This window comes from Anaerosolibacter carboniphilus (genome assembly GCF_014205875.1).
GTDB classification, from domain to species: domain Bacteria; phylum Bacillota; class Clostridia; order Peptostreptococcales; family Thermotaleaceae; genus Anaerosolibacter; species Anaerosolibacter carboniphilus.
The window spans coordinates 24,483-49,172 of sequence record NZ_JACHEN010000018.1 but is presented as its reverse complement, the minus strand read 5'-3'; the positions used below and the strand labels follow the sequence as shown (position 1 = coordinate 49,172).

Here is a 24,690-nt window from a genome sequence, read left to right as displayed (position 1 = left end):
AGATTAGGAGTGGATAGAAGATGGATGGAAATAATTTCTTATTTTCTATGGTAAGTGGCGCCGATGGCTCCGCTGTTTTTATCTCAACAAGGGAAGATTGGGAAAATGATGGTACGATCACTGAAATCTTTGATGAGGGAGAAATGGAAGTCCTAGAGCCCATTCTAGCCAAAGCAGGATTGGCTGAATTGATGGACACATGCTATGAAATGACAAAACCTCCAGAAGAAACCAAAGAAATCCTGTTGGAACAAGGTCTCCAACAGGACAAAAACTTTGATAGATTTGTTCAGAAAGAATATGACTAAATCTCCCTTCGGCCGCACATGCTGTGGCCTTCTTTTTTTATGAGATTTTTCACAGATGTATTCTGTTATAGGCGGATATTACCATTGATAAAAGTATGTATTTTTTATAAAATGAAATTATTAAATCCACAGGAGACATGCCCATGAATGTGAATCTCATATTTCAGCAAAAACTTCAAGAAATCCAAAGTAGGGTTCCTGTCAATATCATGAAAAATGAGCCTACTCCCTTAGATGAACCTTCTAGTAATAATTTTCATACCGTATTCAATGAGGCAATACGGCAGCTAGATTCTCCCAATGTAGAGGGCCTGACTCAAGTCAAAACGCAAAGAGACTTGGTTGATTTTGCAAAAAGCTATATGAATGTTCCCTATGTCTGGGGTGGAACCACGCCAAAGGGCTTTGACTGCTCTGGTTTTACAAAATATGTTATGAATGCCTATGGGGTGGATATCCGTCGTGTTTCTCAAGATCAAGCCAAGGATGGAATTTATGTTCCAAAGAATCATTTGTCCGTTGGTGATCTGGTATTCTTCGATACAAAGGGGGACGGAATCTCCCATGTAGGAATCTACATAGGAAATGGAGAGTTCATTCACGCCTCTTCCGCTGCAAAAAAGGTTACCATATCGTCTTTAGAAGAAGGGTTTTATGCCGATACCTATGTCACCGGTCGAAGAGTTCTCCCTCAATAGCGTCTGCCTATCACAGATGCTATTTTTATCCCCCTTTTGCTATAAATTTCTATATGTTGATAGAATATATATCTGAAAACTCAATATGAATTCTTTCAATCTTTGATTGCTGCGCATTTCTCATGAAATGGCTATCTTCTGCTTTGTTCTGCATCATTCGAATTGGCAGCTCAATAATAAATTTACTCCCTTTGCCTAATTCACTTTCCACCTTAATCGTTCCATCATGAAGTTCTATCAAAGATTTTGTCAAAGAAAGTCCAATACCACTCCCTTCATGGTTTCGTGTTAAGGTTTTATCCACCTGCCGAAAACGTTCAAATATTGAATCCAATTTTTCTTTTGGTATGCCGATTCCTGTGTCTGTCACGGAAATGGATATATGATTTCCTTGATCATGAATATATACTTGTATCGTTCCCCCAGGATTTGTAAACTTTATGGCATTGGCCAAGAGGTTTAACACAACTCTTTCCATGGCATCGGGATCACAGGCAAGTATCCTTTCTTCCAAGTCGGTATCGAATACTAGACCTATCTCCTTTGTTTCCACGTATTCAGCCACCGATAGGGTAATATCTTCTACCAGATGGACAATATCATAATTCTGCATCTGCACCTCATAGTAGCCTGAGTCAATTTTGGTAATATCAATCAGATTGTTTACCAATCTCAACAACCGGCATCCATTTTGTTTCATCCGCTTTACATATCTTTCTATATTCTCGATGTTTAGATCTCCATCTCCCCTTTGCAAGCATAACTCCATTAGCTGTAGGGTACCAAAAATTACATTTAGGGGTGTCCTAAATTCATGGGAAATATTTGAGAAAAATTCCGTTTTCAACTTATCATAGGCAATGGTTTCCCCTAAAAGCTTCATCGTCTCTTTTCGTTCCGTAATGTCTCTTACCACAGAAAGGTTTACATCTTGTCCTAGCAGTTTAAACATATGGGCATTAATCTCTACAGCAATCCTTTTTTTGTCTTTGGTTTGCATTACTGTTTCGAAGGTAGCATGTCCCTCTTTCAGAATTCTTTTTGTATTTTCTGGCACAAATCGGCGCATATCCTCGACATTGAGCTCCCACGGTGTCATTTTCAACAGCTCTTCTCTCCTATATCCCAACTTCATACAGGCGATATCATTTACCTCCATAATTTTTCCTGTTCTCTTATTTTCATCGTATCCGTGAAGAAAAATCATATCATTGGCGTTATGAAATAATTCTTTGAATTTTTTTTCGCTTGCCTCAAGGGCTGTCATCGTTCTGTTCTTTTCTGTAATGTCATGAATAATGCTGTATAATAGTTCTTTATTTTTTACTCGTATAGGGCCACTGTATATCTCTATATCCTTTATCTCTCCATTAGCAATCCTATCTTTTAAATAATAATGCTTTCCATGATGGAATCTTACATCTTCGATGGTGGAGAAAATTTTCTTTTCTGAAGAGGTACTAATATCCTTTACGTTCATCGTTAGAAAGGTCTGACGATCATATCCATAGAAAAAGCAAGCTGCTGGATTTACATCGATAATCTCTCCATTGTCGGGATCAGCCAAGAGCATGATTGCATGATTGTTGTGAAAGAGGCTTCGGTAGAACTCTTCTTTTTCTTCGAGGACTTCCTGAATACCTTTTCTTTCTGTGATATCCTGCAAAGATGCACTTATCACCCTTTCACCTTCAATGGGGAGAAGGGTCAATACGACCTCCGCAAAAAATGACTTTCCTTCCTTGGTTTTATGTATCCATTCAAAGCGATGGCTTCCCTTTTTCTCAACCAGGGTAAGCATTTCATTTCCTTTTACCATGGACGGTTTTCCATCGGTCTGGATAATTGGAGACAACAGATACGGCATGCCCCCCAATAATTCTTCCTTTGAATCATATCCAAAAAATCTGACAGCCGATTCATTACAATCAATAATCCTACGTTCTTTAAGCATTAGTTTTGCATCAGGAGATTTCTCAAAGTCCATCCTGTATAACCATTCGTAGTTAATTTTACTCTCCCCTTCATTCAACTCATTTCCTTCTCGATACATATCTTTTGTTTTCATAGCATTCTCCATTCCCAAATAGATCATCTTATTTCCTTTTTTGATTTATCTAGACATATCTATCGTTGAGATCATTCTATTCTATGTGAAAAAATCCTACTATAGGTTGTCAGGATTTCTTCTCGTTTGCATCCACTCTATATGTGTATCAAGATATCCTTAAGGTCCTCTGTCATTAAGTATTGATGCGCTTTTCCCGATAAAGTTTGAGAATAATTGATGGCAATGGCTTTTCCAGTATGCTTAAATATCTCTATATCTGAATCACCGTCTCCTACAGCAATGCATCTTTGTAATGGAATGTCATGATTCTTGCAATAATTGAGCAAGCTTTCCAACTTCCCATGTTCTCCTAAGTGCTTAATAATTCTGCCTGAAAAAATACCATTCTCTACTTCATACTCACTACCAAATATCTCGTCAAAATCATATTTCTTCTTTAGACATTCTGCAACATGAAGGGGTCCAGCTGTCACTAAAATCACCTTTAAACCTTTTTCCTTCATATGCGCGATCACTTGATTAATATTTCCGATCAACTCTACCCTCTGTTCAAATTCTTCCTGTAATTTCGCCAGAGGAAGTGCTTCCATCAGCTTCACTTTTTCATAATCAGCTTCAATCCAATGGACTTCACCCTTCGCTTCCCTTTCCTCAATTTCATTGACTTCCTTGTCTCTGCCATTCAAAGTGCACAATAATCTTACGGAATTGGTATTGCGAATGAGGGTACCATCCATGTCAAAACATACTAACTGAAACCCGTTCATCTTTAACCTCCTGTTTCCATACCATGTATTTTTTCATGATACATAATTCCATAACAATTCTTTTTTTCCTCTTTCTTCTATTGACATGGCATAAAATCGTGTATATACTGTATATATAAATTATATACAGTATATACTATATATACTGTATACTGCAAATGAGGGATGTTATGAAAATTATTATTTCCAATGCATCACAGGAACCGATCTACCAGCAAATATCTGATCAAGTTAAACACTTGATTTTAAAGGGTGAACTTGAAGCTGGCCAACTGCTCCCATCTATTCGAAATCTAGCAAAGGAGCTGCAAATCAGTGTCATTACTACAAAGCGGGCCTATGAAGAACTGGAAAGAGAAGGCTTCATTGAAACCGTAGGAGGCAAGGGAACCTTTGTTGCAGGCCAAAATAAAGAACTTTTAAAGGAGAAACGTCTTCAACTGATTGAAGAAGCGTTGGCAGAGGTGATCCATGAGTGCAAAGCACTTGGGATCTCCCAGGATGATTTTATACGTATCATTAAACTGCTATTTGAGGAGGTTTAAATATGGAAAACATTTTGGAGATTCAAAATCTCAGCAAGTCCTATAAACAATTTCAATTAAAAGATATATTCTTCCATCTAAAGAAAGGCTTTATCATGGGCTTCATTGGCCCCAATGGCGCTGGAAAAACAACCACCATCAAGCTCATCATGAATCTACTTAAAAAAGATGCTGGAGCTATCAATGTCTTTGGTCTAGATCACATAAGCCATGAGCAAGCCATAAAAAATCGCATTGGTTTTGTATATGATGAGAACTTTTTTTACGAGGACTTAACTTTACAGGAAATGAAAAAGATTATTTCTCCCTTCTATGCCAATTGGGATGAAGAAATATTTCAACACTACATTCATGTCTTTCAGCTTTCTTTGAAACACAAAATCAAGACCCTATCCAAAGGAATGCGTATGAAATATTCCTTGGCCTTAGCGCTTTCCCATCATGCAGAATTGATTGTTATGGATGAACCCACATCCGGACTCGATCCCGTATTTCGAAGTGAACTGCTGGATATCCTAGCAGAATTGATGCAGGACGAAAACAAGGCTATTTTATTTTCAACCCATATCACGACAGATCTTGATAAAATTGCGGATTATATCACCTTTATCCATGATGGAGAAATCATCTTCAGTGAGGAAAAGGACACTATTTTTGAAGAATACTGTATCGTCAAAGGTGGAAAAGATCTATTGGATCAAGATATTAGAAAATGTTTTATCGGTATCCGGGAAAACCAATTTGGATTTGAAGCCCTAGGAAAAAACAGGGATAAGATTAGAAGCTTATTCAAGGATCATGCTATGATTGAGCGTCCATCTTTAGAAGATATCATGCTTTATACAGTGAGGGGGCATCATCATGTTTAATTTAATTTTGAAGGACATCTTGATTCAGAAGAAGACTTTTATTTTTGCTTTCCTATACAGCATCTTTGCTATGTTCGCATTTCAAACCGCTGAATTTCTTCAGTTCTATATTATGGGCTCTGTTGCCGTTGCGTATCTCATGATATTGACAGCGATTACATTGGATGATAAATACAAAAGTGATGTATTATTTATGAGTTTACCATTAAAGCGCATTCATATGGTTACAGCTAAGTATTTGTCTATCTTTGTTTTCACAGCCATCGCCCTATTGATATCGGGAGTCATTGGAGTCATCGCTAATCTAGCAGGTTTCCCCTTTGACATCCGCTATATGAATATAACCGATATGTTGGCAACTTTCGTTAGTGTAGGTATATGGGCTTCCCTATTTTTACCTTTCTATTTTAAATATGGCGCTACCCATATAAGGATCGTAAATATTCTTTTCTTTTTGGCTGTATTCTTTGCTCCTAGTTTTTTGATTGACTTTTTGTCGAAAGAGAATGATTCATGGATATCCTCTATCCTTTATCAGTTTAATCACTTCGCATCTGAATTGGTAGGACTATTCATTTTTGCTGTCATCCTGTTCCTCCTACTTATTTCTTATTTTGTATCTGTTCGCATTTACACAAAAAAAGACTTCTAGCCAATAGAAGTCTTTCTCCCTATATTTTTGCAGATTGTATAGGCTTTTCAAATAAACTGATACGCAATCCATCTGGCGTTCTAAGCTCCTCTTTTTCTTCAAACCCGCAGCTTCCATATAAAGTCTTAGCGGGAATGTTGTCATACCCAGTAGATACAATCATCTTTGTTTTGTCTCTTTCTAAGCTCTCCACCCAAGCCACCAGCTTTCTGCCGATTCCTCTTCGAAAGCATTTTGGTTCAACCACCAGACGACAAAGATCTACTACATTCCCTTCCACCTTATAGGATATAACGCCTAGAAGCTTTTCATTTTCAAAATATCCATAGAAACTTTCATCGCTATCTCTTAAAGTGTAAATAGTATCCTTTAAAGGTGGTATTTCCCAATATCCAATCAATGCTGCTTCTACCTGGTAAGCAGGAATCTGAATATCCAGTATCTGCTGTAACATTTGATCATCCTGAAGATTTAATGGTTGGATCATTTTTTGTCCCCTTTTTCTTAGGTCTCTGTATAATACCTTTTTTATAAATAATTCTATACAGAAGTAAATTCTCCTTTAGGTCTTCCTTTCCTTATTGTTCTTTGTCCGTATTTTCATTTCAGCCGCTATCCAAATAATGATTGGAAGAATCACTTGAAACGGTACAGCATAAAAGTTCCATACTTTAAAAGCCCATTCCACCATTTCCATGATACTTCCATAGACGAAATAGGAAAGATTTAGCATTAACAGTCCCACCGGGGTTACAAGAAATCGATAGTCTTCTAATCCTGCTAGTTTAGCTAATCCTCTACTGGCTGCCATAAGGCAAATGCTAATTTTCACCAGTCCACTGATGATAAATGAAACAGATACAACAATCTCAAGTCGTGTAAAAATTTCTGCCACGTCAATTCTGCTCACGGCTAAATAGGATGGGAAGTAGATGGCTGCCGTTTTTTCACTTCCCAGTACCAAAATGTTTCTTGCCCCAAAAGCAGTCAATACAAGACCAGCAATCAATATCCCAGCAGGATATGTTTTAAAAGGAGAATTTCTTCGTTTCAAGCAAGAAAAGACCATTAGCAGTATGACAGTCTCTCCGAAAGGAAAGGTTAAAGAGCTAAATGCGCCCTTTAGTACAGGTCCCCATCCCTCGAATAAAAATGGCCGTATATTATTGATGTTCATTTCTGTGGTTGAGAAGGATAAGGTTGAAATCATGATAAGTCCTAAAAAAACAATAAATACCTCTCCCCATCTTCCTAAGACCTCTACACCTTCCTTTGATGCCCAGATGCACAAAAAACATAGCAATGCCGTAGGCACCATCATGGGGGTCTCCGGGAGCGCAACTGTAATGATAAACTCCCCGAAGTTTCTCAATACCAACGCACCCAGATGGAATGCAAACCAACTGTATAAGACGATGATACATCCGCCCATATATTTACCAAAAACATGGATAACAATATCAAATAAATTTTGTTGTGGAAAAAGATACAGCATACGGGCATAGATTAGGCTCAATAGCAAGCCTCCTATCATCCCCATCAAGATGGCTAGCCATACCTCTCTTTTTGCCCCTGCTCCCGATCCGATGACAAGGGAACTCCCCCAAATGAATAAAATCGTTAATGTAATACCCTGTTTGTCAGATATCACTTCCTTATTCATGTCCCCAGCTCCTTCGGCTCTTTTGTCTATTTCTTATTTCAATGATGATGAGTATTAGGATTGGCAATATGATTTCAAAGGGAATGGCAAAATATTTCCAAATTTCTTCCGCCCATCTCATGGCGTGCATAATATCACTGTAGATAAAGACAGATAAATTCAAAAATAACAGGGCAATAGGCCATACCATGAAACGATATTGAGATATATTGAATAGTTTTGCAACACCTTTGCTGGCTGCTAAAAAACAGATCGCTATTTTAATAAATCCTGCCAGCAATGATGTAGTAGATACAATGATCTCAAGTCGTTGAATGAAGTCACCCACATTCATCCTGCTTACGCTTCCATAGGCAGGAAAGTATTTTATAGAATATGTATTGTATCCCAGAATCAGCAATTCTGTCAGGGCAGTAGAAAATAGAATAAATCCACCCAATAACAATCCCAACACGTAGATCTTCTGAAAAGATTCCTTCTTTCTTAAGGCCATGGAGATCATGAGCAGAGTTACAACTTCTCCAAAGGGAAAGGTGATGTTGGAGAAGGTCCCTTTAAAAACAGGACCCCACCCATTATAGAGCACAGGCTGAATATGGTTTATATCCATCTGAGGTGACAGCATCAAAATGGTAAATGGAATGATGAGAATTAAGACCATAAGAAAAAACTCTGCCAATCTCCCCAGCACCTCCACCCCCTCCCTTGCTGCAAAACCGCAGAGAACCGTTAGAAAAATTCCAAATACGATTTGAGGTGTCTCTGGCAATCCAACGGTAATGAAAAATTCAGAAAAGGCTCTGATAATAGAAGCTCCATTCACAAAAACAAACACCAGAAAAAAAGCATTCATGAACTTTCCTAGAATTTTTCCAAAAACGAGCTCATTGATTTCAAATAAATTCTCTTCTGGATATCTTCTCTGTATCCTTCCATAGATCAGCATCAAAGGAATACTCCCAAGAATGGCCAGAATCATAGCTATCCATAAGTCCCGTTCAGCTTCCAATCCTCGAGCAACAATGACCGCGTCTCCAATAATAAATAGCGTAATGAGACTAATCCCTTGTCTATTTGAAATAACTTCCTTATCCATGGTCACGCCCCTCTCCCTATCCGCCCGTCACGGCTTTTATGATCCCCTCGATGGGCTTTGCAGGACTTGGAATGGGTACACCAAGCCCAAGCAACAGGCTGATCACAAAAGCCAGAGAAAATGTCATGGCGTAGAGAATGATCTGCTTCTTTTCTCCTTGCTGGACCAAAGGCACGATCTCCATAAAACCAATGATGAAATATGCCAAAATGATGAAGAATACCATCCTTAATCACCTACTTTGATGGGTTTTGAGGTCAGTGCACTACCTCGGATATTAATATCTGCGTTTACCTTTACATCAAGATTTGTAAAATGTTCTTCCCAATCCCCTTTCACTGTTTTCCAGTACTCAGGCATTTCTCTTTGAACCACGCCGCCGAAATCAAAAACATCGCTTCCCCATTGTTTTTGGACTTTTGCTATGGTACGCTTCATTTGCGTCTCCAGTAACCCCTCTGCTTCCTTTTCCAGCAGTTTTCTACCTTGTTCACCAATAAAGTCTTCTGTTCCCGTAATCTCAGCTATGTTTACTTCCATTTTCACATTGATCTCCATCGTTAACTGATCATTCATCAAGATAGGTTTTGTTTTTGTTTTGCTCTTAAAAATTTCCAATGTTACATCTGTATTTGTTTTTCCTACATTGGGAATGATAAGCAAGCCGCCTTTCAGTTCTCCCTTTGTAAGCAATAGGCTCCTCGCTTCAATCCCATCGATCCATCCCACCATTTTATCTTTCTTAAATATGGCAATTCCATTTATCAAGGGAACCTTCTCATCCCCTTTTATCTTTAAATTTGCCATAGGCATAGTAGGTGAAATGCCATCCGCTGTTAAATCGTCTAAAAACCTCCATAATTCAACAGCATCATATTTTGATATACTTTTCTGGTTCTGAAGCATGTCATCCATATGAATGGAGATGGTGTCATGCATCCTATCTTTCCCTTCAAAAAGAGTCTTGGCATCTTTTTCCCTTGACAACACAAGCCACATATTTTCCCGTATCTCCGCATCTCTCGTCACATAGTCTAATATAGGCGTAACCCCTTCTCTTGCAATCTGTTCACTGATCACAATGACCTTGGCATGGGCCCAGTAAACCCGCCTTCCCGTTTGCATGATCAAATTTCGGATGGCATCAAAAATGGTTGCCCCTTCTGCTGTTGTTAAATCAGCTACCATCTCTATGTCCTGACCTCCCTTAGGGGTGATGCTTTCAATGGTAATGATGAATTTTTCAGCATTATGATCGATGGCAACACCCTGAATGATGGTCATTTCATCTATTTCTCGATAATTCCAGCAGCCACTGATTAGGGATATCGCTGCGAACAACAGCATTAGTAGGATTCTTCTCTCATATTGCATGGCACTAACCCCTTTTTCTCAGATTAGCACTACCGCTTCGCACAGGATTTTTTCCACCAATGAGCTTTGGTCGGTAATACATATACCACCAAGGGGCTCGAATGATCGTATCCTTTATATCCTGCTTATTGATAGAGCCTAGCTGCAACATATAGGGAATACCAAAGGATCGAATAGACATTAGGTGGATGAACAATCCAATGACACCAAAAATGTAGCCATATAGCCCCAAAAAGGAAGCTAAGATAACATAACTAAAACGAATCACTGCCAATGCGCCTAGCATTTTGGGAAGCATCAAACTGGTAATTCCCGTTAAGGCTGTCACAATCACAATGGGTGCACTGACAATTCTAGCGGTTACAGCCGCCTCCCCCAGTACCAAAGCCCCAACGATGCTCACCGTTTGTCCGATTGGCTTTGGCAACCTTGTCCCCGCCTCCCTTAATATCTCAAAGGTGATGCCCATGGAAAGGGCCTCAAAAACTGTAGGAAAGGGAACCCCTTGTCGAGACGAAGAGATACTCAGCAGCAAAGGTGTAGGAATCATTTCCTGATGATAGGTCGTCAGTGCAATATAGATGGCAGGTATACTTGTACTTAAAAAAAAAGCTATCACCCGTAGAATCCGGTTGAAAGAAGCAAAAATAAAATTATGGTAATAGTCCTCATTGAATTGAAAGTATTCTATAAATAAATGAGGTAACGTCAATACAAAAGGGGTCCCATCACAAACCACGGCAACTCGTCCTTCCAAGAGTTTTCCAGCCACAACGTCAGGTCGCTCCGTGCTCCCAATGGTCTCAAAGGGAGACAGTGGGGCATCATGAATAAATGATTCGATATAACCTGACTCCAATATGCCGTCTATTTCTATTTCTCCAAGTCGTTTCCTTAACTCATCTATGATCTCTTGATGGGCAAGGCTTTTTAAATAGCAGATACATACTTTGGTTTTCGTTTGTCTGCCAATTTCCATGTATTGCATTTTTAAATCAGGATTGATAATTCTTTTCCAAATCAGTGTCAGATTTGTTTCAATACTCTCTGTAAAGCCCTCCCTGGGTCCCCGGACCGCCGTTTCACCTATAGGCTCTGAAATTTGCCGTTTCTCCCACCCTTTTGTATCCATCACCAAAGCTTCTATGCTGCCATTCAAAAGCAGCACACTATCACCATAGATAATGGATTTCACCAATTCATCGATATTCTTACTCTTTTCGATGCTTCTACTACTTAATACACTATCTGCCAAGTAGTCTAGTGAATAGGATGACATATGCGTCCCAAGCAGTGGAAGTATGATCGTCTCTTGCACCGTTTCATTATCGATCATGCCATCCACATAAATCAAGCAAAAATCAAGCTTATCATCATGTTGATTTCTTATGTTTCTATAGACTACCAAATCATTTTCTGCAAAACTTCTTTTAAACATTGAAATGTTATCCTCTAAGGATCTCATCAGAATTTGGCTTTTTTCTATTTTATCTTCTTCCGTAGACTTCATATTTAAAATGTCTTTTAATCTTTTAAACATATTTTCACTTCCCATTTTATCAAGGTCAGTGTGGCTTCTTAACTGTCTAATGAAAAGATTACACTCGTATTGATATTGTTTTACTTCCCCTTCTCTTTTATGCTTTTTTATGATCATTTAAAAAGAAAAAATCTCGCCTTCATGACGAGATTTTTTTTGCTTTATAACAACAATATATTTTTTTCTTCGCATACTTCCAGCATTTCCTGGGGCCATATGGATGCTTGCACTTCTCCGATATGGGCTTTTTGAAGAAAGAGCATGCAAATTCTTGACTGGCCGATACCCCCTCCGATGGTATAGGGCAACTTCTTCTCCAGCAACATTTTGTGGAAGATAAATTCCTTTCTATCCTCACAATCTGCCAGTTTTAGCTGTCTTTCCAATGCATCCTCATCTACGCGGATACCCATGGAAGATAACTCTAAAGCCATTTCCAATACAGGATACCAGAAAATAATATCTCCATTTAATGTCCAGTCATCATAATCAGGAGCTCTTCCATCATGTCTGATTCCTGAGGTCAGCTCTCCGCCGATTCCCATGATAAACACGGCGCCTTTTTCTTTGGCAATAGCATTTTCCCTTTCCTTTGGCGTAAGCTGTGGATATCTATCCTCCAGTTCCTGCGTCGTTATAAAGCTGATCTCTTTAGGTAAGAATTTTTTAAAGCTTGGATATAGCCTGCTCACATAATCCTCTGTTGCTTTAAACACCTTGTAAATTTTCCCCACAATTTCCTTTAATGTATCTACTGTTCTTTCTTCTTTTTGAAGCACACGTTCCCAGTCCCATTGATCCACATAGATGGAGTGTATATTGTCTAAATCTTCATCTCTACGGATGGCGTTCATATCTGTATAAAGCCCCTCTCCATGCCCAAAGCCATATCTCTGTAGCGCCATTCGCTTCCACTTGGCAAGAGAATGAACAATTTCCACCTCTTTACCACCAACACCTTTTACATCAAAAGCTACAGGTCTTTCAATACCGTTTAGATTGTCATTGGTTCCTGTTTCAGGTTGAACAAATAAGGGCGCCGAAACTCTTGTCAAGTTCAGTTCTTGCGCTAAGGCTGCTTCAAAATAATCCTTTAATTGTTTGATTGCAATTTCTGTTTCGCGAATGCCAAGAACTGGCTTATAACCTTCTGGTATCATAAATGTTTGATCTATCTTTTTCATATGAATTCCTCCTAAATTTGATTTCAGCTTCATTTTCTTCACCATGGCCATGGACTTTTTCAATGGAAACTGTATAAAAATAAATATAAAAAAACCCTTCATCCCTTATCAAAAAGGGACGAAAGGTTTAACTTCCGCGGTACCACCCAAATTAGCGCAACGCTCACTTCAATCGGTACGGAAATATATCTACTTCGATACCTACCAATGATAACGGTTTGGCTCCGTCTAAGCCTACTCTCCTCTGAGGGTTTCGGTTAGCAACTCCGAGATGTTCTTCAAAATAGGCCTCGTGCTGGTCTCCCACTATCACCAACTCGCTGAAACTACATCCTAGATTTACTCTTCTCTTCTTCGTATTTATATAATATTTATTTACTATTATTGATTATATGTCATTTCTTTGAGAATGTCAATGGTTTATTCGCATAATCATTAATTACCATGTATATTTTATCTTGTATATGGTGAATGATCTATGGTCTTCTTTAATTTCTTATTCCTGTGCTTACTACGTTTTTGTGACCTTCTGTAACATGGCTCTGCTCCATTTGTGTACCTACTCTTATCTTGTTGCCCGTATAAGAAAAGAATTTGCCCACAAAAAGTAGTATTGTAACACAAAGAATACAAATAATTGTCCATAATAGCCATTTCTTCAAAGCCATCCCTCCCTTGCCACCTTTCGTACTTCATTATATGCTGTATCAGCATATCCCTAGTACTATTCTCTTTAGGGAGAGGCAAATCTATTTTTGAATCTACTCTGACTTCTCAAATTCTCTTTTCAAATTGATGTGATCTGTCTTAAAAATCCTCAAGGAATCTTTAATTCCCTTCTCGATGGCATACTGTCCATATTTATCTACCTCTTTTCGGTCCTTGGGTCCATGATGAAGAGATGCAGGCCCTCCGATGCACCCTCCTGGACATGCCATACCTTCTATGAAATTGCCTTCCAGCTTATGGACCTTTGCCATTTTTAACGCCTTATCACAGGCCATGATCCCATCACAGCTAACAGGCTTGAATACCACATCCAATTTTTCTTCCTTGATCACATGTTGAATGGCCTCTGTTAGCCCACCTGTTCTTGCAAATATTCTGCCAAAGAAAGAAGCGTTGTCTAATACTTCTTCCGGACAATCCTCCATCTTGATCCCTCTGGCATCAATCATGGCACACAATTCTTCAAAGGTTATCACATAATCTGTGCTGCCCTGGAGTCCTGGTTCCTTGGCTTCCATCTTCTTTCCTATACAAGGTCCTATAAATACCACCTTTGCCTGAGGATCAATATCCTTAATGAGCCTTGAGATGGCGATCATCGGTGAGATAGATGTGGAAATATGCTCAGTCAAAGCAGGGTATTTCATTCGGATGTAGGATACAAAGGCAGGACAGCACGAACTGGTAATAAATCCTTTCTCCCCTATTTCCTCGGCAAACTCATGGGTTTCATGGAGAGCAACCAAATCCGCGCCTAAGGCTGCTTCTATTACATCTTGAAATCCCAACATTTTGATGGCCTTTACCACTTGACCTATCTTCACATAGGTAAACTGGCTGGAAATGGCTGGAGCAATCACTGCATAGACAGAACTTCTAGAGCGTTTATTTCCTTCCTTTAGAGCTTCAATGACATCCACAACCTGGGACTTATCCATGATAGCTCCAAAAGGACAATGATATACACAGGCTCCACACTGAATGCATTTTTTATGATCAATCACTGCTTTCTTATCTTCATCCATAGAAAGGGCGTCGGTGGGACAGACTCTGCGACAGGGTCTCATTACATCTGAAATGGCATTATAGGGACAAGCCTCTTTACATTTGCCACACTCAATACATTTTTGTGGGTTGATGTATGCCCGTTGACCCACGTGATATATAGCATTTACTGGACAAGCTTCTGCACAGCGACGGGCAAGACAACCCCTACATGCCTCTGTGATCGTAAATCGATTGATTGGACATTCATCACATGCGCTGCCCAAAACCTCTATGACATTTTCTGAATCCTTATCTCCACCCATGGCAAGAAATACTCTTTCCTCGGTTACAGCTCTCTCCTTATAAATACAACAACGTATTCTAGGCTTTGGTCCAGGAACAATCCTTTCGGGAATGTTCTGGTACTGCTCTTGAAGGGTTCCTTCAAAAGCCATCCTTGACACTTCCTTCAGTACTTCATACTTGATTAGCTGGACATCTGTCTCAAATTTTCGCATTTGTTTCCCCTTCCATATCTATAAAAATGTGGTCTTAACTTCCTTTCCTAACTTCTCCATCATCGCAGCCAGTTCTTCTACCACTTTGATCTTTATCCGTAAGTCAACAGGAAAGTCAGGATTCTGGTGGGCAGGATTCACTGCTGTTCCTACCCATAGATTGAGATGGGTACAATCTTCTATGAGCATCCTGGACAACTGGCTAGCGCCATCCTTTCCATCAATTTTGTATATTGTATCCACGCTATGAGCCGTGTTTACATACTTTCTTATTTTTTCCACGGCCTTACTCAAGGTCAATACTCCTTCTGTTACTAAGTCCATCCCTTTAATCCTAGCGGTAGGCGGTATTTCCTTATCAATCCATTCCATATTTACCTGAACTTCTTCTCCTAGTTCCCTTGCAACAATATTTGCGGCTGTACCACCACAAACAATTTTTTTTCCTCTCCCATTGTGCAATTTGTGGACAATCCAGTGATCATCCTCCAGATCTTTTGGCGGGCCTGTAAACAAATCAATCACTTCAGGCGTCCTCAATTTTACTGTCACGGCCGTAGAATCATCACCAGGCTTGTTGGCATATAACCCCATACATGTTTCTATTAGATTCTTTGAGATATTCTTGGCACATTTTTCTACATGGCTTATCTTTTCAATATGTTCTGCCACATGGTGCCACTGCCATCCTAAGTTTAAAATGGCGCCTACCCCAGCGTGTACTACACCATCGCTGATAGCTGTCAGCACATCCCCAGATTCAAGCATAAAGTTTGACTCTTTGATCATTCGGCCACCCATATTGGTCGTTCTTTTTTCAATCTCCATAAGACTGCCGTTTTGGACAAAAATATATGGTGGATTGTCATACTCTACGGTATAGACCCGGCCATCATTATAAACTTTTATAATGGTAAAGGTTGAATAGGCTAGCTTTCTTACCTTGCATACGGGTAAAGTTTGAAGGACTGTATCCACAGTTTCTTCAATGCTTGCCCCTTCCTTTAGCATTGTTCCTGCAATTTTCGCTGTTAATGTAGCCAATATATTGGCCTTTACACCGCTTCCTAATCCATCGGCCAAAACGATGATGACCCCATCTGCCATTCTTATGACTTCAACTTTGTCTCCACAGAGTTCCTCTCCATATTTGTGAATGTTATCAAAGGCAATATCAATAAAGTACGTCATTCTCCATCACCTGTTTCATCAATAGCGATTTCCTTTAATTTTGTTAAGGTCACCTTTGTTTCTGCTGTGGTCTCTCCCAATAGACTGGCAATTTCTTGCGCTACCCTCATCTGCTTCTCAATCACTTTTTGTGCTGCATTCAAAGCATTTTCCTTAACTCGCTTTAGTTCTTTTCTCTGCTTTTCTTCCTTCGAGATGTTCGTCATAATAGCCAGCATCACATTTTGGTTCTCTACATATACAATGCTCTGCAGCAATACCACATCATATTCATCGTAATATATCTTTTGCCCGAAGAGAGGGGTTTTGTCTTCCTTTACTTTTTGGAAATGTTGGTCATCCATGATAATGCCAATGGGTTTTTCTTTTATTTCTTCTGTACGAACACCAAATATTTTTTCCGCAGTAGGATTAAATTCCTTTATTTGAAGTTTGTCATCAACCACCATGATCACATTGGGCGAATTCTCAAAGATCACGTTGGTTAGACTCTCCGCTTTACTCCGCATATTGGGAAGACACATATTCAGCTCTGCCATTCCTTCAAATACTGCCTGGGCCTTTTCCCTACAAGTGTTGTAGCCACACCCGCCACAATTCAATTCATCGGAAGGCTTAAACTTGCCTATTTTTCTCAATATTTTTCTCAGTTCTTCTTCTGATGCGATATCTTTTTCTATAGGTCTGCCAACAAATAGTTTTGATAGATTCATTTCTGGAAGTATGCACTCCTCCGAGTTTTCTGGATCCTCCCATTGGTTGTTCACATATGCCTTTATTTTTTTCTGCCTTTTAAAGAAATCATTTTGGCTTTTTGGCATACCTGGCCCGCTAATGCAGCCTCCTCTACAAATATTCGCCTCTACACACACGCCGTGAATATTTCCTTCCTTTATAGACTGAAATATTCCCATACATTCCTCGATACCGTCCACCCTCATGCGCTCGTACTTTCTACCATTTTCACCTTTTCCAAAGCTGGAGATGACACCACCTCCCAAAGGAAAAGCTCGTCCCCTTCTGTAGGTCCGTTTTAGGAAGCTGCTTGGTTCCAACTCCTCCAAGTTTACTCTCTCCTCTACAAGCCACTTAGACAATTCCTCAAAAGTTAAAACCCCATCGATGGTTCCCTTATGCTGAAAACTCAGAGCCTCAATTTTTTTTGCTGTACAAGGGCCTATAAATACGACATAGGAATCTCTTCCATGGATGCTTTTTAAAAGTTTCCCGTGGGCAAGCATGGGAGACACAATCGGAATAAGATACTGGGTCAGATCCGGAAAATATCGATCGATTAGATAGTTGGTCGAAGGACAACAGGTAGTGATCAAGTTCTCATACTTTTCATTCTCGACAATCTCATCGTAACGATCTGCCACGATTTCAGCTCCAATTGCCGTTTCCTCCACCCCATAGAAGCCAATGCGTTTGAGGGCTGTGACGATTTGCCTAGGGTCTTTCATATCAAAGGCTCCTGGAAAAGATGGAGCTATACTGGCAATCACTTTTCGTTTTTCACGTATCGCTTTTTTTACTTCTTCTAAATCACTCTTTATATTTCTAGCGTCCTGGGGACATATAATGAGACATTGTCCACAGCCGATGCATCGTTCCTCTACAATTTCCGCCTGCTCATTCTTAATTTTTATGGCCTTCACAGGACATGATCTTAGACATTTATAACAGTTCTTGCAATTTGCTTTTGAAAAATTTAAAAGGCTCAATTGGAAGCCCCCTTATTCAAGATCTCGTCTAAAAAAGCTTCTGCGTCATTCTCTGTAAGTCCTCTCACAGATCCTTCATTCACCTTTACTGAAACCGCTTTTGTACACTCTCCCAAACAAAAGGCGGCTTTGATTATGATCTGGTCTTTCAATCCCTTCTCTTCGACAAGGGATTGAAGCTTGTTGATTACATTGTAGGACCCCTTTAGATGGCAGGCACTGCCAATACATACTTGTATCGTTACCACATTTCACACCTCCATTTTGTTAAAAAGTTAACATAATTCACTGCCTTTTTTTATTATAACACTCCTTCTTCTATATTTAAATAAATCTTTATAAGAATTATACATTTCTATGCAATAAAAAAACCCCATAACTTTGGGATTTAATAGATAATTGAAATATTCTTTCCACACTTCTTGCATTTTTTTTCATCTGTCAAACGAATATCAATTGTTAAATTTCTATCAATTATTTTTTCACCACACTGAGGGCAGTATGTATTTCTATCTATGCCTGCCACATTTCCCATATAGACGTAATCAAGATACTTCTTGGCAATAGATACGGCCGCCTCCATCTGCTCTAAAGGGGTCGGCGGCAGCTCCATCTTATAGGCAGGAAAATATCTACTAAGATGAAAGGGCACTTCTCTACTTATGCTACCGATCCACTTAGCTAGCGCTTCTATCTCTTCAAGAGAATCATTTGATTCGCTGACAAGAAGTGTTGTAATTTCCACATGGCAATTTTCAATGGCTGTCCCTATGGTCTCTTTTACAGGTGCCAGCGCTCCACCGCACAATTCCTTGTAAAAGTCCTGAGTAAACCCCTTTAAATCAATATTCATGGCATCAATATAAGGCAAGAGCTGCTTTAGAGGAGACCCTTTTATAAATCCATTGGTTACCAGCACATTCTTCATACCTGCTTCATGGATCAATGGAGCTGTCTCATAGATAAACTCATACCAGATAGAAGGCTCATTATACGTATAGGCAATGCCGATGTGATCTTGGTGCTCTTGGGCTGCCCTTACCAATTGTTTTGGTGTAACGCAGGTTGTCTCTGGTTCCCTGTGGGCAATCTGCCAATTCTGACAAAAACTACAGGTTAGATTGCATCCAAAGCTTCCTATAGAGAGAATCCTGCTATTGGGATAGAAATGGTATAGTGGCTTTTTCTCTATAGGATCCAAAGCAAAAGAAGTGATTTTCCCATAATTTAAGCTATATAGGGTCCCTCTTTCGTTCTTTCTTACTCTGCATCTCCCCACCTTTCCGTGAGGTATCTGACAATCATGAGGACACAAGTCACATTTTATGTAATCATCTTCTAATTTTCTATAGAACATTGCTTCTTTCTCTGCTTTCATTTACATAATCCTGCTCCTTCTATCACTTGTCCACAAAGTTATGTTAATGTGGACAAGGACTGTTGATAAGTTTATAATCTTTTAGTGGTGTCATATGGACAAGTCTATGGGCATGTCCCTCCCTTGTCCACAAATCTACGTTTTGCGAATATGTAAACCGTGGATAACTTTGTGGATAAGTTTTCGTTCGCGCACACTTTGATCTATCTAAGATACAGCCGTTTTCAAAATTTTTATGCACATTTTATCCACAGTTTATTTATGTCTCTCTACTTCAAATCTTTGAAGATTATATCCTTCATTTGCTTGGATCCCTGCTTTTTGTAGGGCAATCCTCACCTGTTCCTCTACTGTATCTACATTTTCAAGGTTTGGCAGCAATAGTCCTGACTTCCTGCCGCTGGACACAATCACACCATATTTTTTTACATCCAATTCATCCAGGGTATTGATACGCTCTGGTGCTTTCAAAACATCTACGGAATAAATGATTTCTTTTAGTTCTTCTTCCTCCACAGGATAGAATCGTGGATCATTTGCTCCAGCTTGAATAGCATTTCGAATAATCTCATCGGCGATATGGCCTGTGGTTGGCTCAATCGTACCAATGCACCCCCTTAACTCCCCATGTTTCTTCAAAGAAACGAATACCCCTGCTTTTTCTTGGAGCATTTCCTGGGGTAAGTCCTGAGGAAGGTTCATCACCCTCTGATGTTCCACATAATACTCCAGTGCACTTCTTGCCAGCTTCACATGGGGATCCTCATGCTTGCGAGTCTGTCGTATTTTCTTGTCCCTATTATGGTAGAGCTGCTCCATATACTGACGGTCTCTATTGATGTCTCCTATTGTTATGCGAACTACACCGTAGCCCACGCCAAAGGGCCCTTCATAGGACAGGACCTTAGGCGTAATATTAAAGCCATCACAGGTGCCCAACATGATATCTATGGATCTTAATGCACACTCTCCTGCTTCTTCTGTAAAACAGGATTCCATGGATAAGATTTCCTCCACTGCACCAACTTCTAATAATTTCAAAATTTCAGTGTCAAAGAGCTTTCCGCTGGGATGATAGCCTGCTGGTGCCTCAACGCTTAATTTGTGGGATAGGTCTCCACTGGCAATGACGATGACATCCTCTTCTATCCCCTCTACAGCTTCCTGAATGGCTTTCCCAAATTTATATAAATCTTCTCTGGGCAAGAGCCCATAGGTAATATGAACCAGCTTATAGTGAATATACTCCTGGTCAATGAAATACAGAGGCACCATGACTCCATGATCCAAATCTGAAGAAATATTATATTCCCATGCAAAGTCTTTGTTTATTTGGGCGCAAAAAATATCTCTTGCCTTTGCAAATTGTAAAATCTTGTTGGTCAGTTCCAAATGATTCTCTTTTATAAATCTTACTGTTTTCGCCCCGAACTTTCCCATATCGCCTTCCATTTCCGGTGTTACTGAAATCGCCACAGCATCACGAAACAAAGGTCCATGGGGTGTTATGATTATGATAGTTCCTGGTTTTTTTTCTTTTATTTCTTGGGCTACTTCCTTCATCCCATCAATGGTTTTCTGAATTTTTTTTTCCTCACCTTTTCCCACTTCTTTCAGAATTATCGGCGGATGAGGTACTAGATACGCTGCCTGTATTCTTCCCATAGTTTAACCTCCTCATTGGTTCCTTTTATTAATATGTTCCCTTATAAAATCACTTATACTCAGCCCTATTCTTTCACTTCATTAAAATATCTTAAAATTCCAATATAGATACTCCATGCCACTTTTTCTTGATATTTTGATTCTTGCAGCAATCTTTCTTCCATAGGGTTGGACAGGAAGCCGCACTCCACTAGAACCATAGGTATTGTACTTTCCTGCATCAGATATACATCGTTCTTCAATTTTATCTCTCTCTTGTTGCCATTATCAAGGATGCGGATTAGTTCCTCTTGAATCAGCAGCGCCAATAGTTTGCTTTTCTCAGAATTTTTGGGGTAAAAGGCCTGCGCTCCATAATATTGGCTTTGTGGAAAGGCATTTAAGTGAATGGACACAAAAATATCTGCATCACTTTCATTCATAATCTTTTTTCTATTTCTCAAATCTTCATTTTTTTTATCTCTGATTCTCCCAGTGTCTGAATAGAGCCCCATATCAGTGTCCCTAGTCAGGATCACCATAGCACCACTTTGCTCCAGTAACTTTCTTAACCGTAGTGCAATTTCTAAATTGATATGGCTTTCCAGCACACCACTTCTCCCACTGGCTCCACCATCTATACCACCATGCCCTGCATCTACAACAATTACCTTGTGGGTAGTAGGCAGAGAAGTGGCTTCCAATAGATTGCTATACCATCGGTATAAGAATATCGTTCCCCCTATGAGAAATATCCATAATAAGAACCATCTTTTATGTATGACAAACACTCGCATCGAGACGTCCCCTCCTTCATTTTCTATTTATTCATATTCAATAAAAGAAAATTTATGAGAGTGGACAATAAAGTAAAGCAGCGGAATCTTAAATCCCCCTGCTTTACTTTATTGTTTTAAATATGCTTTCCATGAGTCATCCAATTCAGTTACATCGATCTCCAGGATCTTTGGAATCACTTCATGAAATCTCTGAATAGATACTGTATCTACCTCTGCGCCAGTACCTTCCAAGTAGTCATAGGAGCCCAAAGCTTCTATGATTTTTTTTACCCGCTCTTCTCCATAGGTGTCTATCATGAATTTCACAATCATTCCAGCGCCATCATAGTAGTTCTGGATTTCTTCTTCATCCTCCATAATCTCCAGATTCAGTTTCTCTAGCTTTTCGATGGTCATCCACTTATTCTTGTAGGTATTCAAATAGTAATCCTTCATACTATAGATTTCAGGCTCATTTTGAAAATTACTAAAATACATGGCCAATCCCTCAGCAAACCAATAGGGAAGATTATTCTCTGCTTTTTTGATCGTTAGTTTGTGGATCAATTCATGCTCCAGGATCTCTCGATAATCTTCAGCATTTTCGAATTCTGTGGTTTTTATGGACTCAGGATATTCATACCAACCAGCAAACTGCCAGCCAAAAGAAAGCTTCACGGACTGTCTCAGCATTTCCTTATCCTTGTACAGTTTGATAACAGTGGTTCCTTCTATCCCTTCACCATATCTCTTTTGAACATTTTCATAGGCTATTTCACATACATCACGAATTTTCTCTGCATATTTTGTGGAAGAGCTGAAGTACTTGATAATAAAATGCTTTGTTTTCATGTTTTCAAACTTCAAGTCTCCATCCTTCCAACTACCTCTTTCCTTTACAAGCCTCAATGGATAGCGAACCTCATACAAATCGTCTTTCAAACGATAGCTTTGATTGACCTCCACAAAGGCTTGATTATCACGGATGTCCATATCTTCAATTTTTAACTGATAATCCTGGATATCACTACTTTTAATGTCTCTCATCCAGCTTTTCTTTTCTGCCACATACTCTGGACTTTCCCAAGATAACGTTCCTATGTAGGCTTCCACATCCTTTTGAAGGACTAGCTTCTCCTGCTGGTTTATAAAGTTGCGAATTTCTTCCTCTATCCCTTGATTTTTATCACTACAGCTAGAAATTAGCGTAACTAAGATAAACAATATGACACAGAGTATTTTATTTCTTTTCATGATCCTCTCCTTTGAACGATATATATTATCCTATGTATTGGATAATCCTCATATGCTACGAAAGGAATGCTTTTTTACTCTGCAACACGAATATACCCCTTTTGGATTAGCTTATCTATATGGGAATCTACCTTCTCTTTAATGTTAATACCATATTTCTCCTCCAACACAAACATCATCGACACAGCCACTTGCGCCACATCCAACAATTCGTCACCAATCCGATCCACCACTTCTTGATCCTCCAGGCTGACCTTTTCCCCATTTAATCCCCTAAATTTTCCAATGGCTTGGGCAAGCTCGCCTGCTTCCTCCATAAGCTTTAAGCAAGTGGACTCTAAGCCTGGCTGTAAATTGTTTAACTTTGGTAAACTAATTTGCTTAAACTCTGTATATCGATTCATGTATGATTCTCCTTTTCTTCTTCTTGTTATACATCTATTATTACATAAATTATCGGAAAATCCTTGTAATAAATTCTACTTTTCTCTTTTTTTATATCCATGCTATTGATTTTTTGATGATCCTATAATATAATAAAAATATAAATCTTACATTTATTTACATATTTGTCATATTATTACTAAAACCGACAACATCTCTTGAAGAATCAGGAGTCTTTTTGAGTTTTTTGTCATTTTTTGAAAGGGGGATCACAAGATGTCGAGAAATGAACTAAAGAAAAAAATTGAAGTGATGAATGGGGAATTACTGGTACTCTTGAAATGCCACAATTATAACTTACTGGCCAACTCTGTGATTGAATGTAGTCAAGAGTTGGACGAGCTTATCGTAGCCTACATTCGGTCAAATACACCATAGTTCTGCTTAATGTTACTTCTTATTTCTGGAAAGTATAGTAAAGATTTGCTATAATGTAATCTATAAGAAAAGATAATCGTAGCAAATTTATTAATCAAAAGTGAAATTACTATCCTAATCGTATTCGTATTTCGATAAATCATGGATTTTTAAATATCAAGCATTTTGAAACTAACTTGTCTTTAAAAGGAAGGGGGAACACCATGAAGTATGTAGTTAAACCACTAAGCCCAGGCTTAGCCACAATTTTTACTGAATATCTTGAGAATCTAGATTTCGGTCATGCACCCCATTGGTCCACTTGCTTTTGCAGGTTTTACCACACAAGCTGCTCAGGTGAACAATGGCAAAATAGAACAGGTGCAGAAAATCGCGCAGAGGCAATTGAAGAAATACAGGCTGGCAATATGAGAGGTTACTTGGCATTTGATGGAGACAAGTGTATCGGTTGGTGTAATGCAAACAACGTACGCCAGTTTATAAGACTCGAAAACGACATAAGTCATATCATAAGAAATCAAAAAGTTGGCTGTGTAATTTGCTTTGTAATCCACCCAGAATATAGAAAACAAGGAGTAGCACGGCTTTTACTCAAACAAGCTGTCGAAGACTTTAGAGCACAAGACTTTGATGCAGTTTTGGCGATCCCAGTAGACATTAAGGGTGAACCCGAAAAGCTTTATCGCGGCACGCTGAATATGTACAAAGAACTTGGTTTTGAGGAAATAGAAAAGCACAATAATTTGAGTGTAATGTGGCTAACATTATAATTTAAAACGATTACTTTTCCATTTCCATCCTATGGTAACACTCATACTACTCTGATATAATTGTCCTATAATTATTTTGAAAGGATAGTTTCCTATGAATTTATTATCATTATTTTTACCTGCATCG

At 39.1% G+C, this 24,690-nt stretch carries 26 protein-coding genes and 1 other annotated feature; of the genes, 7 read left to right on the top strand and 19 right to left on the bottom strand.

Annotation, left to right across the window (positions count from 1 at the left end; translation table 11 throughout):
• Positions 1–20: 20 nt before the first annotated feature.
• Positions 21–308, top strand: coding sequence for a hypothetical protein (locus tag HNQ80_RS14565; protein ID WP_184311405.1), 288 nt, complete (start codon positions 21–23; stop codon positions 306–308).
• Positions 309–451: 143 nt separating this feature from the next.
• Positions 452–1,006, top strand: a complete 555-nt coding sequence (locus tag HNQ80_RS14560; protein ID WP_184311404.1) for a C40 family peptidase — start codon at positions 452–454, stop codon at positions 1,004–1,006.
• 49 nt (positions 1,007–1,055) lie between these two features.
• Here the strand turns inward: HNQ80_RS14560 and HNQ80_RS14555 are convergent, their stop codons facing one another.
• Both HNQ80_RS14555 and HNQ80_RS14550 read right to left on the bottom strand, forming a co-directional pair.
• On the bottom strand, positions 1,056–3,074 hold the full coding sequence (locus HNQ80_RS14555) for a sensor histidine kinase (RefSeq protein WP_184311403.1): 2,019 nt from the start codon (positions 3,072–3,074) through the stop codon (positions 1,056–1,058).
• Positions 3,075–3,211: 137 nt separating this feature from the next.
• A complete protein-coding gene (locus HNQ80_RS14550; protein WP_184311402.1) occupies positions 3,212–3,844 on the bottom strand; it encodes an HAD family hydrolase in 633 nt (210 codons plus the stop codon).
• Between the two features lie 170 nt (positions 3,845–4,014).
• Between HNQ80_RS14550 and HNQ80_RS14545 the strand changes: the two genes are divergently transcribed.
• Genes HNQ80_RS14545 through HNQ80_RS14535 form a run of 3 tightly spaced genes read left to right on the top strand, consistent with a single transcriptional unit; the run spans position 4,015 to position 5,910 of the window.
• On the top strand, positions 4,015–4,389 hold the full coding sequence (locus tag HNQ80_RS14545; RefSeq protein ID WP_184311401.1) for a GntR family transcriptional regulator: 375 nt from the start codon (positions 4,015–4,017) through the stop codon (positions 4,387–4,389).
• Positions 4,390–4,391: 2 nt separating this feature from the next.
• Entirely contained in the window at positions 4,392–5,258 is an 867-nt protein-coding gene (locus HNQ80_RS14540; RefSeq protein WP_184311400.1) for an ABC transporter ATP-binding protein, read from the top strand.
• Entirely contained in the window at positions 5,251–5,910 is a 660-nt protein-coding gene (locus tag HNQ80_RS14535) for an ABC-2 transporter permease (RefSeq protein ID WP_184311399.1), read from the top strand. Before HNQ80_RS14540 ends, HNQ80_RS14535 begins: the two co-directional genes overlap by 8 nt.
• Before the next feature lie 19 nt (positions 5,911–5,929).
• On the opposite strand, the gene HNQ80_RS14530 is transcribed toward HNQ80_RS14535, so the two are convergent.
• The 17 genes from HNQ80_RS14530 to HNQ80_RS14450 all read right to left on the bottom strand — a co-directional run bounded on the left by HNQ80_RS14530 (position 5,930) and on the right by HNQ80_RS14450 (position 23,375).
• Positions 5,930–6,397, bottom strand: a complete 468-nt coding sequence (locus tag HNQ80_RS14530) for a GNAT family N-acetyltransferase (protein WP_184311398.1) — start codon at positions 6,395–6,397, stop codon at positions 5,930–5,932.
• 75 nt (positions 6,398–6,472) lie between these two features.
• The gene (locus HNQ80_RS14525; RefSeq protein WP_184311397.1) at positions 6,473–7,573 is read right to left on the bottom strand and encodes a GerAB/ArcD/ProY family transporter; all 1,101 of its coding nucleotides are present in this window, start codon (positions 7,571–7,573) and stop codon (positions 6,473–6,475) included.
• The gene (locus tag HNQ80_RS14520; RefSeq protein WP_184311396.1) at positions 7,566–8,669 is read right to left on the bottom strand and encodes a GerAB/ArcD/ProY family transporter; all 1,104 of its coding nucleotides are present in this window, start codon (positions 8,667–8,669) and stop codon (positions 7,566–7,568) included. The genes HNQ80_RS14525 and HNQ80_RS14520 overlap by 8 nt, the downstream gene beginning before the upstream one ends.
• Positions 8,670–8,685: 16 nt before the next feature.
• Positions 8,686–8,895 (bottom strand): hypothetical protein, encoded by a 210-nt coding sequence (locus HNQ80_RS14515; protein WP_184311395.1) that lies wholly within the window; start codon positions 8,893–8,895, stop codon positions 8,686–8,688.
• A gap of 2 nt (positions 8,896–8,897) precedes the next feature.
• Positions 8,898–10,043: a Ger(x)C family spore germination protein gene (locus HNQ80_RS14510; RefSeq protein ID WP_184311394.1), complete on the bottom strand. Its 1,146-nt coding sequence runs from the start codon at positions 10,041–10,043 to the stop codon at positions 8,898–8,900.
• Positions 10,044–10,047: 4 nt separating this feature from the next.
• On the bottom strand, positions 10,048–11,583 hold the full coding sequence (locus tag HNQ80_RS14505; RefSeq protein ID WP_184311393.1) for a spore germination protein: 1,536 nt from the start codon (positions 11,581–11,583) through the stop codon (positions 10,048–10,050).
• A 161-nt stretch (positions 11,584–11,744) separates the two neighbouring features.
• The gene (gene asnA / locus HNQ80_RS14500) at positions 11,745–12,767 is read right to left on the bottom strand and encodes an aspartate--ammonia ligase (RefSeq protein ID WP_184311392.1); all 1,023 of its coding nucleotides are present in this window, start codon (positions 12,765–12,767) and stop codon (positions 11,745–11,747) included.
• 111 nt (positions 12,768–12,878) lie between these two features.
• Positions 12,879–13,131: a binding site (T-box leader), on the bottom strand.
• A 124-nt stretch (positions 13,132–13,255) separates the two neighbouring features.
• Positions 13,256–13,429, bottom strand: coding sequence for a hypothetical protein (locus HNQ80_RS14495; RefSeq protein WP_184311391.1), 174 nt, complete (start codon positions 13,427–13,429; stop codon positions 13,256–13,258).
• A 99-nt stretch (positions 13,430–13,528) separates the two neighbouring features.
• Positions 13,529–15,001: a 4Fe-4S dicluster domain-containing protein gene (locus HNQ80_RS14490; RefSeq protein ID WP_184311390.1), complete on the bottom strand. Its 1,473-nt coding sequence runs from the start codon at positions 14,999–15,001 to the stop codon at positions 13,529–13,531.
• Positions 15,002–15,019: 18 nt separating this feature from the next.
• Positions 15,020–16,192 (bottom strand): SpoIIE family protein phosphatase, encoded by a 1,173-nt coding sequence (locus HNQ80_RS14485; protein WP_184311389.1) that lies wholly within the window; start codon positions 16,190–16,192, stop codon positions 15,020–15,022.
• Entirely contained in the window at positions 16,189–17,916 is a 1,728-nt protein-coding gene (locus HNQ80_RS14480) for a [Fe-Fe] hydrogenase large subunit C-terminal domain-containing protein (RefSeq protein WP_184311388.1), read from the bottom strand. Before HNQ80_RS14480 ends, HNQ80_RS14485 begins: the two co-directional genes overlap by 4 nt.
• Complete coding sequence (locus tag HNQ80_RS14475; protein ID WP_184311387.1) at positions 17,913–18,164, bottom strand: (2Fe-2S) ferredoxin domain-containing protein; 252 nt, start codon at positions 18,162–18,164, stop codon at positions 17,913–17,915. Before HNQ80_RS14475 ends, HNQ80_RS14480 begins: the two co-directional genes overlap by 4 nt.
• Before the next feature lie 140 nt (positions 18,165–18,304).
• A complete protein-coding gene (amrS, locus tag HNQ80_RS14470) occupies positions 18,305–19,294 on the bottom strand; it encodes an AmmeMemoRadiSam system radical SAM enzyme (RefSeq protein ID WP_184311386.1) in 990 nt (329 codons plus the stop codon).
• A 255-nt stretch (positions 19,295–19,549) separates the two neighbouring features.
• Entirely contained in the window at positions 19,550–20,959 is a 1,410-nt protein-coding gene (amrA, locus tag HNQ80_RS14465; protein WP_184311385.1) for an AmmeMemoRadiSam system protein A, read from the bottom strand.
• A 65-nt stretch (positions 20,960–21,024) separates the two neighbouring features.
• Complete coding sequence (gene cwlD / locus HNQ80_RS14460; protein ID WP_184311384.1) at positions 21,025–21,735, bottom strand: N-acetylmuramoyl-L-alanine amidase CwlD; 711 nt, start codon at positions 21,733–21,735, stop codon at positions 21,025–21,027.
• A 108-nt stretch (positions 21,736–21,843) separates the two neighbouring features.
• Positions 21,844–22,971, bottom strand: a complete 1,128-nt coding sequence (locus HNQ80_RS14455; protein ID WP_184311383.1) for a gluzincin family metallopeptidase — start codon at positions 22,969–22,971, stop codon at positions 21,844–21,846.
• Between the two features lie 74 nt (positions 22,972–23,045).
• Entirely contained in the window at positions 23,046–23,375 is a 330-nt protein-coding gene (locus tag HNQ80_RS14450) for a MazG-like family protein (RefSeq protein ID WP_184311382.1), read from the bottom strand.
• A gap of 256 nt (positions 23,376–23,631) precedes the next feature.
• Between HNQ80_RS14450 and HNQ80_RS14445 the strand changes: the two genes are divergently transcribed.
• Together HNQ80_RS14445 and HNQ80_RS14440 are read left to right on the top strand one after the other, a co-directional pair.
• The gene (locus tag HNQ80_RS14445; protein ID WP_184311381.1) at positions 23,632–23,793 is read left to right on the top strand and encodes an aspartyl-phosphate phosphatase Spo0E family protein; all 162 of its coding nucleotides are present in this window, start codon (positions 23,632–23,634) and stop codon (positions 23,791–23,793) included.
• A gap of 203 nt (positions 23,794–23,996) precedes the next feature.
• On the top strand, positions 23,997–24,563 hold the full coding sequence (locus HNQ80_RS14440) for a GNAT family N-acetyltransferase (RefSeq protein WP_184311380.1): 567 nt from the start codon (positions 23,997–23,999) through the stop codon (positions 24,561–24,563).
• The last annotated feature ends 127 nt before the right edge of the window (positions 24,564–24,690 follow it).